Below are 15,340 nucleotides of genomic sequence, written 5' to 3' on the forward strand. Positions count from 1 at the left end.
CCCTTGCAGGGAGGGGAGCGATTGTCTCAAACCAGCGCCCTGGCCTCGTCGTCCATCGTGCCCGACACTTCGTTGGCCTGCAAAATCATCTCGGTATGCGCGGCACCGCTCGGGATCATCGGGAAGCAGTTGGCGAGTTTCGCCACCATGCAGTCGACCAGCACCGGCCCGTCATGCGCCAGCATCGCCGCGATGCCGTCGTCGAGTTCGCCCGGCGTCTCGATGCGGATGCCCTTCCAGCCATAGGCCTCGGCCAGCTTCACGAAATCGGGCAGCGCGTCCGAATAGCTCTCGGCATAGCGGCTTGAATAGGTGAGCTCCTGCCACTGGCGCACCATCCCCATATATTCGTTGTTGAGGATGAACACCTTCACCGGCAGGCGATATTGCGTCGCCGTCGCCAGCTCCTGGATGTTCATCTGGATCGATGCCTCGCCGGCGATGTCGATGCACAGCGCCCCCGGATTGCCGAGCTGCGCGCCGATCGCGGCGGGCAGGCCATAGCCCATCGTGCCCAGACCGCCCGACGTGAGCCACTTGTTCGGCGCCTCGAACCCGAAATGCTGTGCCGCCCACATCTGGTGCTGGCCGACTTCGGTCGAGACGATCGGCGCGCGGTGCTTCGTCGCTTCGTACAGTGCGCGGATCGCGCGCTGCGGCATGATCTCGGTCGCGCTGTCGGCGAAGTCGAGGCACTTGGCCGCGCGCCAGCCGTCGATGCGCCGCCACCATTCGGAAAGGTCGGGCTTGGGCGTCTGCCGCCCTTTCCACAGCTTGAGCATGTCCTCGAGCACATGCCCGGCGTCGCCGATCACGGCCAGGTCGACGCGCACATTCTTGTTCACGCTCGACCGATCGATATCGATGTGGATCTTGCGGCTGCCGGGACTGAACGCATCGAGCCGCCCCGTCACCCGATCGTCGAAGCGCGCGCCTACCGACACGATCAGGTCGGCACGGTTCATCGCCATATTGGCTTCATAGGTGCCGTGCATCCCCAGCATCCCCAGCCATTGCGGGCTGGACGCCGGCAGCGCGCCCAACCCCATCAGCGTCGATGTGACGGGTGCGCCGGTGACGCGCGCCAGCTCGCGCAGCAGTTGCGACGCACCCGGCCCGGCATTGATGACGCCGCCGCCGGTGTAGAGCACCGGCCGCTCGGCCGCCGCCAGCATCTCGACCGCCGCTTCCACCGCGGCGCGATCAGCCTTCAGCGCGGGGCGATAGGTCTTGTGCTGGATCGGGCCGGGCTTGGCGTAGCGCGCGGTCGCGACCTGCACGTCCTTGGGAATGTCGATCACCACTGGCCCCGGCCGGCCCGATGTGGCGATGTGGAACGCCTCGTGGATCACGTCGCCGAGCTTCGCGGGGTCTTTCACCAGATAGTTATGCTTGGTGCAGTGGCGCGTGATGCCGATCGTGTCGGCTTCCTGAAAAGCATCGGTGCCGATCAGCGCCGTCGGCACCTGCCCGGTGATGACCACCATCGGGATCGAGTCCATCAGCGCATCGGTGATGCCGGTGACGGCATTGGTTGCCCCCGGACCCGAAGTGACGAGCACCACGCCGGGCTTGCCCGTCGAGCGCGCATAGCCTTCGGCGGCGTGCGTCGCGGCCTGTTCGTGACGCACCAGGATGTGCCGGATCGGACGGCCGCGGCCGGGATCGCGATTCTGCTGGAACAGCGCGTCATAGATCGGCAGCACCGCGCCGCCGGGATAGCCGAACACGACTTCCACGCCGAGATCGACCAGCGCCTCGACCAGGATATCGGCTCCACTCTTCTCGGACACGATGGCTGCTCCTCATTCTCGTTGCAGTGCAATAGCATTGCGCGAGCGGCGCTGCTACCGGCATGAAAACTGCGCGTCAACCCACCCGAATGTAACTAAATGGCGAAATTGGCGACAAGTTCGTTTGTTTCTGTCTCGGCGGTGCGTATCCGCTCGCGCGGCGGCTGGTTGCGGAACCAGGTATATTGCCGCTTGGCATAATGCCGCGTCGCCAGCCGCGCGCGCGCTAAGGAAGTTTCCCGATCAATCTCGCCCCCCAGCATCGCGGCGATCTCGGCCACGCCGATCGCGCGCCGCACCGGTGCATCGGCCGCCACGTCATCGCGCCGCATCAGCGCACGCACTTCCTCGATCGCGCCGTCGTCGAACATCGTCGCGAGCCGCCGGTCGCAGCGATCGAACAGCCATTCGCGCGGCGGCAGCAGCACCAGCGCCCGCAGTTCGATTTGGTCGCCGATGCCCCCGACACGCGCGGCCTGCCAGTCGCCGAGCGGCCGCCCCGTCGAGCGAACGACTTCGAGCGCGCGCGCGACGCGCGTCGTGTCGGTCGCGCGCAACCGCGCCGCCGCCCCCGCATCCTCGCGCAGCAGCGCGGCGTGCGCATCCGCCACCGGCAGCGCGCGCACGGCGGCGCGGATCGCCGGATCGATCTCGGGCACCGGCGCGATCCCGTCGAGCAGCGTGCGCATATAGAGGCCGGTGCCGCCGACAAGGATCGGCAACCGCCCCGCCGCATGCACCGCGTCGATCGCGTCGCGCGCTTCATGCGCCCAGCGCGCGGCCGAATAGGCGTCGGCGCCGTCGACATGCCCGAACAGTCGGTGTGGCAAGCATGCTTCCTCGTCCGGCGAGGGCCGCGCGCTCAACACGCGCAGGTCGCGATAGACCTGCGCCGAATCGGCATTGACGACGACGCCGCCATGCCGCTCGGCCAGCGCCATCGCGAGCGCGGACTTGCCGCTTGCCGTAGGCCCTGCGATGAGCGCGACCCTGGGCTTCACAGCATATCCTCCCCCGTTCGTGCTTGGCCTGTCGAAGCCAGGCTCAAGGCGAACGGGGCAGAGGTCGGGACGGGATTCGCAATGTTCATCACCACACTGATAGCATCGGATCGCCTCGACGCAGCCGATCTCGCACGCGCCCGCACGTTGCTAAACGAGGCGGGCTGCGCGCCCGAGGCGCCGGCATGGATCGACGAAGGGCAAGCCGCCGATATCGCGTTCCTCCACGACGCCACCGCCGCGCGCACCGCGATCGAGGATGCGTTCGCCGGCATCGACATCGTGGTCCAGCCCGCCGCGCATCGCCGCAAGCGGCTGCTCATCGCCGACATGGATTCGACGATGATCGCGCAGGAATGCATCGACGAGCTCGCCGATTATGCCGGCCTCAAGCCGCAGATCGCCGCCGTCACCGAAGCCGCGATGCGCGGCGAACTCGATTTCGCCGCCGCGCTCGATGCGCGCGTGGCGTTGCTTGCAGGGCTGGGCGAGGATGCGATCGAGCGCTGCCTTGCCGAACGCGTGACGCTCACGCCGGGTGCGCGCACGCTGGTGCAGACGATGCGCGCGCACGGCGCGATGACAATATTGGTATCGGGCGGCTTCACGCGCTTCGCCGATGCGGTGGGCAAGGCGATCGGCTTCGATCGCGTCATCGCCAACCGCCTGCTGATCGAAGGCGGCGCACTGACCGGCGCCGTCGCGAAGCCCATCGTCGATTCGGCGACCAAGGAGGCGACGCTGCGCGCTGCCTGCGCCGAGCGCGACCTCACGCTCGATCAGGCGATGGCGGTGGGAGACGGCGCCAACGACCTGCCGATGCTGCGTGCGGCAGGGCTGGGCATCGCCTATCGCGCCAAGCCTGTCGTCGCCGCCGAAGCCGATGCGCGCATCGAGCAGGGCGATCTCACCGCGCTGCTCTATGCGCAGGGAATCCCGCGCTCCGAGTGGGTCACTTCCTGACGGGCAGGCACGCCTGGCCCGCGCGCTTCAAGGCCGCGCAGGCACGCCCCGCCTCGGCATTGCTGGCGAACGGACCCGCGAGCAGCCGCGTCACCGCGCCCGCCTTGACATATTCGGGGCTGGTGCCCGCCAGCCCGGCATTGCCCGACACGCGCCGCCACAGCGTCTGCGCGCCGTCGTCGGCCCGGAACGCGCCAAGTTGCACGCGCCAGCCGCCATCGGTGCGGGCAGGAGCGGGGGCAGCGACCGGGGCGGCGGTACGCGCGGGAGCCGGAGCGGGGGCAGGCGCCGCAACGGTCGTCGCCGTGCGCGTCGGCGCAGCGGCGACCGGTGCCGGCGTGGTGGCGGGCGGTGGTGCGGGGACTTCGGCCACGCGCGAGGGCGGCAATTCGGTCCGCGCGATCGTGCCGCGCGAGGGAGCGGCGGCGGGCGTTGCGGTCGGCGCATCGGCGGCGGCGAGCTGCGGTCGGCCCGCTTCGGTCTCCAGCCGGCGCGCCAGCGTCAGGCCCTGCTGGCGTTCCTGCACGCCGACATATTTGTCCATCTGTGCCAGCGTCTGCGCCGCCTGTGGCAGGCCGGCGGCGTTGGCGCGTACCATCAGCGCATAGGCGCGCACCCAGTCCTTCTTCACGACGTCGCCGTTGAACAGCATCGTGCCCAGCACAAACTGCGCGCGCGGCTCGCCGCGTGCCGATGATTTCTCGAGCCACTCGACCGCCTGGTCGCGCTTGCCGTTCTGGAACAGCGCCAGCCCGTAATTGTCGGCGGCCTGGCGGTGGCCGTTGGTCGCGGCCTTGCGATACCATTCCTCGGCCATTGCCAGATCGGTCGGCACGCCGCGGCCCAGCTTGTAGGCCTGGCCCAGATTGAACTGCGCATCGGCGTCGCCGGCCACGGCGGGGCCGCGCCACTTGTCGACGGCGGCCTTGTAGTCGCCCTTCGCCCAGGCATCGACGCCGGCCTTCACGTCGCCGGCCTTCACGTCGCCGGCCTGCATCGGCGCGGCCGATACGATCATCAGCGCGGCGGTTGCGATCAGCAGAGTCTTCATGGCTTTCACCCCGGTCGTTCGGTCGAATGGATAACGCCGCGCGACCATGATTGGCAAAGCTTTCATAAACCATAATGGCCCGCACGCGCGGCCGTTAACGCCTTCTTATCGCTTGTCGCCGATACCCCAGGCTGAGGAAGCGGGATTTCAGGGGACGACATGCGCGTACTCGCGATGGCATCGCAAAAGGGCGGATCGGGCAAGACCACGCTGTCGGGGCATCTGGCCGTGCAGGCGCAGCGCGCCGGCGCGGGGCCGGTGGTGCTCATCGACATCGATCCGCAGGGCTCGCTCGCCGACTGGTGGAACGAGCGCGACGCCGAATATCCCGCCTTCGCCCAGACCACGGTATCGCGGCTCGCCGCCGATCTCGAGGTGCTGCGCCAGCAGGGTTTTCGCCTCGCGGTGCTCGACACGCCGCCCGCGATCACCATGGCGATCCAGAGCGTGATCGCGGTGGCCGAGCTCATCGTCATTCCCACGCGCCCCAGCCCGCACGATCTGCGCGCGGTGGGCGCCACCGTCGATCTGTGCGATCGCGCGGGCAAGCCGCTGATCTTCGTGGTGAACGCCGCGACGCCCAAGGCACGTATCACCAGCGAAGCCGCCGTCGCGCTCTCGCAGCACGGCACCGTGGCACCCGTCACGATCCACCACCGCACCGATTTCGCCGCCTCAATGATCGACGGGCGCACGGTGATGGAAGTCGATCCCAAGGGTCGCTCGGCGGGTGAGGTCACGGCCTTGTGGAGCTACATCTCCGACCGGCTCGAGAAGAATTTTCGCCGCACGGTGTTCTCGGCGCCCGCCGCCAGCGCCTTTGCCACCCGTCCCGCCGCCGGCTTCGGCCGCCGGGTCGTGAGCTGAGGAGCGCCCGCATGTTCGGCAATTCCAATTCCAAGCCGCTGGCATCGCTCTCGTCGGGGCTGCTCGCCCGCAAGGGCCAGGCGCGCCCGGCGATGCGCCCGCAGGGGTTCGTCGGCGTCAACTCGCCGCTCGAGGATCTCGGCTGGAACGACATGGGCGGCGCCGTCGCCCCGCTCGATCCGCAGGTAGCGCCGCCCGTCGCGGCACCCGTGCCGCCGGTGGTGCGCCAGCGCGAGGCGCTGGCCCTCGAACTCACGCCCGAGCCGGCGCCCGAGCCCAAAGCGCCGCCCGCGCCCGAGCCCGTCGCCGCGCCGGCCGCTCCGGCAGAGACGCGCGCCATCTCGAACAACACGCTCGCCCGCTTGGGCCGCGAGGCCAAGGCCAAGACCAAGAAGGACAAGGCCGCGTTCACGCTGCGGCTCGATGCTGATCGCCACCTTCGCCTGCGCCTTGCCTCGGCGGTGCGCAACCGCTCGGCGCAGCAGCTCGTCACCGAGGCGCTCGACGCGTTCCTGAACACCGTGCCCGAGGCCGAGGCGCTGGCGCGCCAGCTCGATGCGGGCACCAAACGCTGATCTCGTGGGGGGAAGAACCATGAACACCCGGACCAAATTGAGCCTGACGATCGGCGCGTTACTGCTGGGCGGCACCGCGATCGGTGGCATCGGCGTGATGGGCGCGGCAGTCGCCGGCGCCAGCGACGAGGCCGCAGCAACGCGCGAAGCCGCACGCTCGGCCAAACAGGCCGAAAAGGCGCTCGCCAAACGCGATGCCGCCGCCGCGATCGCCGCCGCCGAGAACGCCGTGGCGTTCGACGCCGACGAGGCGAGCCACCGAGCGCTGCTCGGCAGCGCCTATCTCTCGGCAGGGCGCTTCATGTCGGCCGCGCAGGCGCTCGACGACGCGCTGACGCTCGATCCGTCGAACGGCCGCGCCGCGCTCAACCTCGCGCTCGCGCAGATCGCCATCGGCGACTGGCAGACCGCACGCGAGACGCTTTCGAGCCATGCCGCGCACATCGCCCCCGCCGATCGCGGCCTCGCGCTCGCGCTCGCGGGTGATCCGATGGGCGGCGTCAATATTCTGGGCGAGGTCGCGCGCGATCCTTCGGCCGATGCCAAGGTCCGCCAGAATCTCGCGCTCGCGCTCGCGCTCGCGGGCCGCTGGCCCGAGGCCAAGACGATCGCCGCGATCGATCTGTCGCCCGCCGATGTCGATGCGCGCATTCTCGAATGGGCGAAGTTCGCACGCCCCGGCGGCGCGGCCGATCAGGTCGCGAGCCTGCTCGGCGTCACGCCTGCCGAGGATCTCGGCCAGCCCGTCCGCCTCGCGCTCAACCCGCCGGCCGAAGTGATGGCCGCGGTATCGCAGCCCGCGACCACCGCGACCGCCAGCATCGCCGCTGCCGATATCGCGCCGGCACCCGCCGCGGCATCGCCGATTACGGCCGGCGGCATCGTGTTCGCCGCCCGGCGCGAGATCGTCCAGCCGATCCCCATCGCGGTCGAGGCGCCCGTCCGCACCGCGCGCGTCGATGCACCCGCCCACAAGCCTGCTGCCGCGCCGGCGGCACCGCGCAGCTTCGCCAAGGGGCAGTATCACGTCCAGCTCGGCGCCTATGACAATGCCGGCGTCGCGCGCGATGCCTGGGGCCGGCTCTCGCGCCGCGTCGCCGTGCTCAAGGGCCAGGCGCCGCACGGCGTCGGCGTATCGGCAGGCGGCCGCGATTTCTATCGCCTCTCGGTCGGCGGCTTCGCGCGCGCCGATGCCGATGCCGTCTGCCGCAGCGTCCGCGCCTCGGGCAATCGCTGCTTCGTGCGCACGCAGGCGGGCGACAAGCTCGCAAGCTGGGCACAGGGCGAACGCTACGCCGCGCGCTGACGGCAACGAACCAAAGCCGTTCGTGTCGAGCGAAGTCGAGACACATGGGCGAACCAGGCCAGCGTATCCGGCGTCGATATTGTAGCTGCGCCCCGCAATGTGTCTCGACTTCGCTCGACACGAACGGCTCGATGTAAGGTCACTCGGTTCTAGCGGCCGCCGACGAAAACTCCGCCCTTCATCACGCGCAGCACGCGCCCTTCGATGGGTAGCCCGTCGAACGGCGTGTTGCCGGCACGCGCCGCCATCCGGTCGCCCACGATCTGCCACGGCGCTTGCGGATCGACGAGGATGAGGTCGGCGGGCATCCCCGGCGCGATCCGCCCGGCATCGATGCGCAGCACATCGGCGGGTGCGCCCGCCAGCAGCGCGAACACCCGCTCGTAGCCAAGCCCCAGATCACGCGCGACGCCAAGGCTAAGCGCCAGCAGCGTCTCGGCGCCCGACATGCCCGGCTCGGCATCGGCGAAGGGCAGGCGCTTGGCCTCCGGTCCGCGCGGGTCATGGCCCGAGCACAGGACATCGATCGTCCCGTCGGCCAAAGCAGCCCGCGCCGCCTGCCGGTCGGCCTCGTCGCGCAGCGGGGGCGAGAGATGCGCGAAGGTGCGGAAATCGGTCATCGCGATGTCCGACAGCAGCAGATGCGCCGGCGTGATCCCGCACGTCACCGCCACGCCGCGCGCCTTGGCGGCACGCACGAGGTCGAACGCCGCCGCCGTGGAGAGCTGGCGGAAATGGATGGCGGCGCCCGTCTCCTCGGCGAGCATCAGATCGCGCGCCACCGCCAGCGCCTCGGCGATCGCGGGGGCGGCGGGCAGCCCCAGCCGCGTCGCGGTCTCGCCCGCCGTCGCCACCGCGCCGCGCGCCAGCCCCTCGTCCTCGGCATGCGCGATCACCGTGAGGCCGCAGTCGCGCGCATAGGCGAGCACGCGGCGCATCGCGCCCGCATCGGCGATGCGCGTGCGCCCCGTCGCCACCGCGCGCGCGCCGGCTTCGGCGAGGATGCCCAGTTCGGCGAGCTTATCACCCGCCAGCGCCTGCGTCGCGGCGGCGATCGGGTGGACCCACAGGTCGGGCTTGCCCGATGCGGCGGCGCGCTGGACAATGCCCGGATCGTCGAGCACCGGCGCGGCATCGGGCATCAGCCCCACGCGCACGATGCCGCCCGCGATGCCCGCCGCGCGATCGACGGCGAACGCGCCCAGATCGACGATCGCCGGCGCCAGCAGCCTGCCGCCGCAGTCGATCACCTGCGCGTCGCCCCCGGCCTCGACGGTGCCGACCGCCACGATACGGTCGCCCGCGACCAGCAGCGAGCCATCACGCACGCAATCGGGCAGCACGATGCGCGCATTGTCGAGCCGGATCATGCCCATCCCTCCACGCCGCGCGCACGCCGCGTCAGCACGTCGAGGCAAGCCATGCGCACCGCCACCCCCATCTCGACCTGTTCGTTGATGACCGAGCGCCCGGCGAGATCGGCGACCGACGACGCGATCTCGACGCCGCGGTTCATCGGCCCCGGATGCATCACGATGGCCTTAGGGTGCGCGCGCGCCAGCCGCTCGGGCGTCAGCCCGTAGCGGCGGTGATATTCGCGCGTCGACGGGATGAACGCGCCCGACATGCGCTCGTTCTGCAAGCGCAGCATCATCACTGCCTCTGCACCCTCGAGCGCGGCATCGAAATCGGTGAAGGGCTCGACGCCCATCCGCTCGATCGCCGCCGGCATCAGCGTCGACGGCGCGACCACGCGCACCTCGGCGGCGAGCGCCGTCAGCGCCAGGATGTTCGATCGCGCCACGCGGCTGTGCAGGATGTCGCCGCAGATCACCACGCGCCGCCCCGCGATGCCGCCCAGCCGGCGGCGGATCGTCAGCGCGTCGAGCAGCGCCTGTGTCGGGTGCTCATGGCTGCCGTCGCCGGCATTGAGTACGGGGCAGTCGACTTTGTCGGCGATCAGCTGCACCGCGCCCGAACTGGCATGGCGGATGACGATCACGTCGGCGCGCATCGCGTTGAGCGTGACAGCAGTGTCGATCAGCGTCTCGCCCTTCTTCACGCTCGACTGGCCGACGCTCATGTTCACCACATCGGCGCCCAGTCGCTTGCCGGCGATCTCGAACGACAAGAGCGTGCGCGTCGAATTCTCGAAGAATGCGTTGATCTGCGTCACGCCGTCGAGCCGCCGGTCAGATTTGGCGCGGCTGCGATTGGCGTCGATCCACTGCTCGGCCTCGTCGAGCAGGAAGGCGATCTCGTGCGGTTGCAGGCCCGATATGCCCGTCAGGTGGCGGTGCGGGAACACGGCGCTGCCGGGCAGCATCGCGGCGGGGCGGTGATCCGATCGGTCCATCGGGGCCGTGCGGTACGCCGCGCCCCATCATCGTGCAAGCGTGTGTCGCTACGCGGCTTCGAGCTGGGCGGTGAAGCGCCGCGCAGCCTCGCGCAAGCTGCGTGCGGTGCCGTTGAGGCCCGAAGCGGCGGCGAGCACCTGATCGGACAGCGCCTCGGTATCGTGCGCGACCATCACGACATGGCCGATCTGGTCGGCCATCTGCGTCGCACCCGCAGCGGTATCGAGCGCGGTCTCCTCGAGCGCCGCCGCCGTCGCGCGCTGCATGTCGATCGCCGCGCGGATCGTCTCGGCCGCCTCGGCCAGCTCGCTCACCAGACCCGCAATCCCCGCGATCGAGGATTGCGCGACGCCCGCCTCGCTGTGCACCGATCCGGCCAGCGTGCGAATCTCGCCCGTGGCACCCGATGCCTGACCGGCGAGCTGCTTCACCTCGTTGGCCACCACCGCGAAGCCGCGCCCCACTTCGCCCGCGCGCGCCGCCTCGATCGAGGCGTTGAGTGCCAGCAGGTTCGTCCGCGCCGCGATCGCCTGCACCGATTCGGCGAATTGCGAGATGCCCGTCGTCCGCTCGGTCAGCGCCTGCACCGCCGCGCGACCATCGGCCGAAGTGCCGCGCGCCGATCCGCTCAGCCGCGCCTGCCGGTCGACACTGGCGGCGATCGCGCCGATCGACTGCGAAAGTTCGGCGATGCGCGATGCCAGCGTGTCGGCATTTTCGGACGAATGCGCCGCGGTGCGCGCGCTTTCGGTGGTTTCGCGGCTCGCGCGGCGCGCGAGGTCGAGGAGAGCGCGTGCGGCGCCTTCGAGCTCGTCGGCGGCCTTGCCCACGCCCTCGACCGTCGCGTCGATCGAGGCATGGAAGGCGCCGGCAAGTGCAAGCATCTCGCTACGCCGCGTCTCGGCGGCCTCGACCGCCATCGCCTCGCGCCGGCGGCGCTCGTCGGCGGCGCGGGCTTCGGCGGCCTGCGTCGCGGCGAGCGCCTGCTCGACTTCGTGGCGGCGCTGGTCGGCATCGTCGGCAAGCTGCGCGCTGCGTTCGTTGCTCGCCTCGATCCGGTGCATCATCGAGCGCAGCCGCGTGACCAGATAGGCGAGGATCGCGAATTGCAGCACCACCGCGATCGCGTGGATCAGCGTGCGCCCCACCGATCCACTGCCGGTGCCATAGACCCATTCGGGTGCCAGCAGCGCGAGTGCCAGATGGTGGATGGCGGTCAGCACCGCCGCCAGCAGGATCGGTCGCCAGTCGCACAGCACCGTTAGTGCCGCGAGCGCGACGAAGAAATACATGTGCGCGTCAAGCTGCCACGGATGGCCGAGATAGAGATAGACGCCGATCGCCGGATGAATCGCCGCCAGCGTCCCCATCGCGAGGCGTGCATTGGCGTCGCGCTTGTCGCGCAGCTTCGCCAGCGTCGGCGCGGCGTTGGCGATCGTGCCCAGTACCAGCACCATCAGCATGTGCGGCGTCCCCAGCGCGGCGCCGATCAGCAGTTCTGCGGCGACACACACCCATGCCGCGATCAGCAGCAGGTCGAAGCCGCGGCGTCGGAAGCTTTCGAGTTCGTTCATGCTGCGTCCCCGCACGCGATGCGCGGTGCCGCGAGCATCATCATCCTGTGCCCAGCAAAGGCGTTCGCCATCGCCGCATGCCGGCCTTCGACCACCAGCGATCCCTCGATCGGACCCCGCACGATCGGCCGCGCACCCGCGCCGACCGCTTCGGGCAGCAGCGCGCGCGCGGCGGCGCCGTCGAGCGGGATGACGAGGATGCGCCCCATCGCCGGCGGGCTGAGCGCGAGCCAAGTGAACACCAGCAGGGCAAGCGCCAGCTGCCAGATCAGCATCGGCGAAAGGAACGATCGGATTTGCACCCAATCTGCGTACCAGGCGGTGGTTAGCGCGCGGTAAACCTCGAAAACGGTACGATTATGCGCATTACGCCACCATCGCGTCGATCGCGCCCTGGAGAATCCATGCTGCCGCCATGCGATCGACCTCGAGCGCGCGGCGTGCGCGGCTGAAGTCCTGCTCGATCAGCGTCCGCTCGACCGCCAGCGTCGACCAGCGCTCGTCCCACAGCAGGATCGGCAGCGCCAGATCGTCGAGATTGCGGGCAAAGGCGCGCGTCGATTGCGTCCGCGGCGAATCGCTTCCGTCGAGGTTGAGCGGCAGGCCGATCACCAGCCCGCGCACCACCTGCGTGGCGATCAGCGCCGAAAGCGCCGCCTTGTCCTTCTGGAACTTAGTGCGCCGGATCAGCTCGGCCGGGCTGGCGAAGCTCCAGCCGGCGTCGCACAGCGCGGTGCCGATCGTCTTGGTGCCGACATCGAGCCCCAGCAGCCGGCCGCCCTGTGGCAGCATGGCGGCAAAGTCGCGCGCGTCGGTGGAAATCACTGCGCGAAGGCTGCCATGCGCCGGGCCGCATCGGCGCGCACATTCGCCCAGAACAGGCTGTAGTCGAACACATGATAGTTGTTGCCGGGCAGTACATAGTTACCCATGTCGATCGGCGCGCCGATCAACAGGATGCCGCGCCCGTCGCAGCGCGCCGGCACCCGGCCCGTTTCCAGCGTGGCGCTCGACAGGTCTTCGGACGGGAACAGCGCGCCCAGATTGGCCTCGGCGGGGGCGGCATCGCCGGCATTGCCCGTGATCGGGTTGGTGCAGACCAGCGGCGTGGCCGCGCGCGGCGTGTCGTTGAAGCCCGTCGTCGCATCGAAGGTGTCGAAGATCAGCGAGGGATCGGCCGGCTCGGCGAAGCTCTGCCACGAAAGGATGCAGCCGGCCTCGTCGGCGCGGCGGCATTCGGGCAGCCCCAGCTCGGGCAGATCGGCAGTGCGCGATACCGGCCAGCCGATGGCATAGGCCGCGACGATACGCGCCGCGATCGGCCGGCCCGCGATCCGGTCCTTGAGCAGATGCGTCAGGTGCAGCGCGCCCTGGCTGTGCCCGGCAAGGATGATCGGGCGATCCTCGCCGACTTCGGCCACGAAGCGGTCGAATGCGGCAAGCACGTCGGCATAGGCGAGCGCCAGCGCGCGCCGTGCGTTCTCCTCGCTTGTCAGGAACGCGCCGAACGTCGCCTGCCGGTAGCGCGGCGCCCAGACCTGTCCAACCTCGTTGAACGCGCTGGCCTGCCCGCGCAGGAAGATTTCCGCACGCCCATTGGCCTCGGCATTTTCGAGCGGCGCGTTCCACTGCGCGCGATCGAGATACGAGGTCGGATGGACGAAGAACACCGCTGCCTGCGCAGCGTCGGCGGCTTCGAAGCCCGGCGGCGTCCACAGTGCCGGATTGGCGGGCTTGTCGGGCCGTGCCAGCCACATGGCAGGGTCGGCATAGGCCGAAGTTTCGGCCGGCGGCATCGCCTCGAACGCGGCGCTCGGCACCATCGTGCGGCGCAGGATTTCCATCCCCCACAGGCGATAGGCAAAGGCGGCGGCGATGGCGAGCACGATGAGGACAGCTACCAGATAGAGGAACTTGCGGGCCAATCCCGACTCCTGTTTGTGCACTGCAACATGGGATTGCGCGCGGCAATTCGCCAGCAGTGCGACATGGATGCGCCGCGCGCAATCGCAAGTCCCGGGGCAGGGCGCTTGAAGCGGCGCACGGCGGGTGCTAGCCGCGCTTCCCATGTCCGTAGATACCGCAACCGTGAAGAAGGTGGCGAGCCTCGCGCGCATCGCGATCAGCGATGACGATGCCGCGCGGCTGGTGCCCGAGCTCAACAACATCCTCGGCTGGGTCGAGCAACTGGGCGAGGTCGACGTCGCGGGCGTCGAGCCGATGACCGCCGTCATCCCCAACACGCTGCGCCTGCGCGACGATGCCGTGACCGACGGCGACGTGCGCGATCGCGTGCTCGCCAACGCTCCGCAGGCCGAACATGGCTTCTTCGCCGTTCCAAAGGTGATCGAATAATGGCCGCGCTCACCGATCTCGGCGTCGCTGCCATCCGCGACGGCTTTCGCGCCGGCGATTTCTCGGCGCGCGAAGTCGCCGAGGCGTTCAACGCCGCCGTCGCCAGCGCCAGGGCGCTCAACGCCTTCATCGTCGAGACGCCCGAGCTCGCGCTCGCCGCCGCTGACGCCGCCGATGCCGCACGCGCGGCAGGCCATACGCTCGCGCCGCTCGCGGGCGTGCCGATCGGCATGAAGGATCTGTTCGCTACCGAGGGCGTGCAGACCACTGCCGCGAGCCACATGCTTGAAGGCTTCGTGCCCACCTACGAATCGACCGTCAGCGGAAAGCTCTGGGCAGCGGGGGCGGGCATGCTTGGCAAGCTCAACCTCGATCAGTTCGCCATGGGCTCCTCGAACGAGACGAGCTATTTCGGCAACGTGATTTCGCCGTGGCGCCGCAACGATGGCGGCAATGCCGCGCTCGCGCCCGGCGGCTCGTCGGGCGGCTCGTCGGCGGCGATCGCCGCGCGGCTGTGTCCGGCGGCCACGGGCACCGACACCGGCGGCTCGATCCGCCAGCCCGCCGCCTTCACCGGCATCGCCGGCATCAAGCCCACCTATGGTCGCTGCTCGCGCTGGGGCATCGTCGCGTTCGCATCGTCGCTCGATCAGGCCGGCCCGATGGCGCGCGACGTGCGCGATTGCGCGATCATGCTCGAGGCGATGGCGGGCTTCGACGCGAAGGACTCGACCTCGCTCGACCTTCCGGTGCCGCAATGGGAAGCCGGATTATCGAGCGATCTCAGGGGCAAGCGCGTAGGTATTCCCAGGGAATATCGCATCGACGGCATCAATGCCGAGATCGTCGCAAGCTGGGACCAGGGCATCGCCTGGCTGCGCGATGCCGGGGCCGACATCGTCGACATCACGCTGCCGCACACGAAATACGCGCTCCCCGCCTATTACATCATCGCGCCTGCCGAAGCCTCGTCGAACCTCGCGCGCTATGACGGCGTGCGCTTCGGCCAGCGCGAGCTGCCGGAGGGCGCCGGCCTGCAGGACATGTATGCCGCGACACGCGCCGCCGGCTTCGGCGACGAAGTGAAGCGCCGCATCCTCATCGGCACCTATGTGCTCTCGGCGGGCTATTACGACGCCTATTACACGCAGGCGCAGAAGGTCCGCGCGCTCATCGCCCGCGATTTCGAACAGGCGTTCGCTGCGTGCGACCTGATCCTCGCGCCCACCGCACCCTCGGCGGCGTTCGGCCTCGGCGAGAAGTCCGACGATCCGCTGGCGATGTACCTGAACGACGTGTTCGCCGTTCCCGCCAGCCTCGCCGGCCTGCCCGCCATGTCGGTCCCCGCCGGGCTCAACGCGCAAGGCCTGCCGCTGGGATTGCAGATCATCGGCAACATGTTCGACGAACAAGGCGTGCTCAACGCCGGTCTCGCGATCGAGGAACGCGCCGGCTTCACCGCGCGCGCGGACAAATGGTGGTGATTGCCGGCCGGTTT

Annotated in this window: 15 protein-coding genes; 6 read left to right on the forward strand and 9 right to left on the reverse strand. The window is 69.7% G+C overall.

Translation table 11 applies throughout. The features are described 5' to 3' along the window. Positions 1-26 precede the first annotated feature (26 nt). Both FBR43_RS04330 and miaA read right to left on the reverse strand, forming a co-directional pair. On the reverse strand, positions 27-1,793 hold the full coding sequence (locus FBR43_RS04330; protein WP_136942011.1) for an acetolactate synthase 3 large subunit: 1,767 nt from the start codon (positions 1,791-1,793) through the stop codon (positions 27-29). Between the two features lie 95 nt (positions 1,794-1,888). Next, positions 1,889-2,794 carry a tRNA (adenosine(37)-N6)-dimethylallyltransferase MiaA gene (gene miaA, locus FBR43_RS04335; RefSeq protein ID WP_136942012.1) on the reverse strand — a complete coding sequence of 302 codons (906 nt, stop codon included), beginning with the start codon at positions 2,792-2,794 and terminating at the stop codon, positions 1,889-1,891. 81 nt (positions 2,795-2,875) lie between these two features. Between miaA and serB the strand changes: the two genes are divergently transcribed. Further along, positions 2,876-3,757 (forward strand): phosphoserine phosphatase SerB, encoded by an 882-nt coding sequence (gene serB / locus FBR43_RS04340; protein ID WP_136942013.1) that lies wholly within the window; start codon positions 2,876-2,878, stop codon positions 3,755-3,757. Here serB and FBR43_RS04345 read toward each other — a convergent pair. Then, complete coding sequence (locus FBR43_RS04345; RefSeq protein ID WP_136942014.1) at positions 3,747-4,808, reverse strand: SPOR domain-containing protein; 1,062 nt, start codon at positions 4,806-4,808, stop codon at positions 3,747-3,749. The genes serB and FBR43_RS04345 overlap by 11 nt on opposite strands. Before the next feature lie 159 nt (positions 4,809-4,967). Here FBR43_RS04345 and FBR43_RS04350 point away from each other — a divergent pair, with 159 nt between their 5' ends. The 3 genes from FBR43_RS04350 to FBR43_RS04360 are packed head-to-tail and all read left to right on the forward strand — an operon-like array spanning position 4,968 to position 7,556. After that, positions 4,968-5,675 carry a ParA family protein gene (locus FBR43_RS04350; protein WP_136942015.1) on the forward strand — a complete coding sequence of 236 codons (708 nt, stop codon included), beginning with the start codon at positions 4,968-4,970 and terminating at the stop codon, positions 5,673-5,675. 11 nt (positions 5,676-5,686) lie between these two features. Then, a complete protein-coding gene (locus tag FBR43_RS04355) occupies positions 5,687-6,250 on the forward strand; it encodes a hypothetical protein (protein WP_136942016.1) in 564 nt (187 codons plus the stop codon). Between the two features lie 19 nt (positions 6,251-6,269). Continuing rightward, positions 6,270-7,556, forward strand: coding sequence for an SPOR domain-containing protein (locus tag FBR43_RS04360; protein WP_136942017.1), 1,287 nt, complete (start codon positions 6,270-6,272; stop codon positions 7,554-7,556). Between the two features lie 149 nt (positions 7,557-7,705). Here the strand turns inward: FBR43_RS04360 and FBR43_RS04365 are convergent, their stop codons facing one another. The 6 genes from FBR43_RS04365 to FBR43_RS04390 form a co-directional block, all read right to left on the reverse strand. After that, positions 7,706-8,932: a dihydroorotase gene (locus tag FBR43_RS04365; protein ID WP_136942018.1), complete on the reverse strand. Its 1,227-nt coding sequence runs from the start codon at positions 8,930-8,932 to the stop codon at positions 7,706-7,708. After that, the gene (locus tag FBR43_RS04370) at positions 8,923-9,912 is read right to left on the reverse strand and encodes an aspartate carbamoyltransferase catalytic subunit (RefSeq protein ID WP_136942019.1); all 990 of its coding nucleotides are present in this window, start codon (positions 9,910-9,912) and stop codon (positions 8,923-8,925) included. Before FBR43_RS04370 ends, FBR43_RS04365 begins: the two co-directional genes overlap by 10 nt. 48 nt (positions 9,913-9,960) lie before the next feature. Then, on the reverse strand, positions 9,961-11,487 hold the full coding sequence (locus FBR43_RS04375; RefSeq protein ID WP_169542488.1) for a methyl-accepting chemotaxis protein: 1,527 nt from the start codon (positions 11,485-11,487) through the stop codon (positions 9,961-9,963). Beyond that, a complete protein-coding gene (locus FBR43_RS04380) occupies positions 11,484-11,762 on the reverse strand; it encodes a hypothetical protein (protein WP_136942020.1) in 279 nt (92 codons plus the stop codon). The genes FBR43_RS04375 and FBR43_RS04380 overlap by 4 nt, the downstream gene beginning before the upstream one ends. A gap of 91 nt (positions 11,763-11,853) precedes the next feature. Continuing rightward, on the reverse strand, positions 11,854-12,312 hold the full coding sequence (gene ruvX, locus FBR43_RS04385; RefSeq protein ID WP_136942021.1) for a Holliday junction resolvase RuvX: 459 nt from the start codon (positions 12,310-12,312) through the stop codon (positions 11,854-11,856). Next, on the reverse strand, positions 12,309-13,412 hold the full coding sequence (locus FBR43_RS04390) for a DUF3089 domain-containing protein (RefSeq protein WP_136942022.1): 1,104 nt from the start codon (positions 13,410-13,412) through the stop codon (positions 12,309-12,311). The genes ruvX and FBR43_RS04390 overlap by 4 nt, the downstream gene beginning before the upstream one ends. A gap of 142 nt (positions 13,413-13,554) precedes the next feature. On the opposite strand from FBR43_RS04390, the gene gatC reads away from it, so the two are divergent. Together gatC and gatA are read left to right on the forward strand one after the other, a co-directional pair. Then, on the forward strand, positions 13,555-13,842 hold the full coding sequence (gene gatC, locus FBR43_RS04395; protein WP_136942023.1) for an Asp-tRNA(Asn)/Glu-tRNA(Gln) amidotransferase subunit GatC: 288 nt from the start codon (positions 13,555-13,557) through the stop codon (positions 13,840-13,842). Then, positions 13,842-15,326 (forward strand): Asp-tRNA(Asn)/Glu-tRNA(Gln) amidotransferase subunit GatA, encoded by a 1,485-nt coding sequence (gene gatA, locus FBR43_RS04400; protein ID WP_136942024.1) that lies wholly within the window; start codon positions 13,842-13,844, stop codon positions 15,324-15,326. The genes gatC and gatA overlap by 1 nt, the downstream gene beginning before the upstream one ends. Positions 15,327-15,340: the final 14 nt, after the last annotated feature.

It is taken from the genome of Sphingomonas baiyangensis, assembly GCF_005144715.1.
GTDB lineage: Bacteria > Pseudomonadota > Alphaproteobacteria > Sphingomonadales > Sphingomonadaceae > Sphingomonas > Sphingomonas baiyangensis.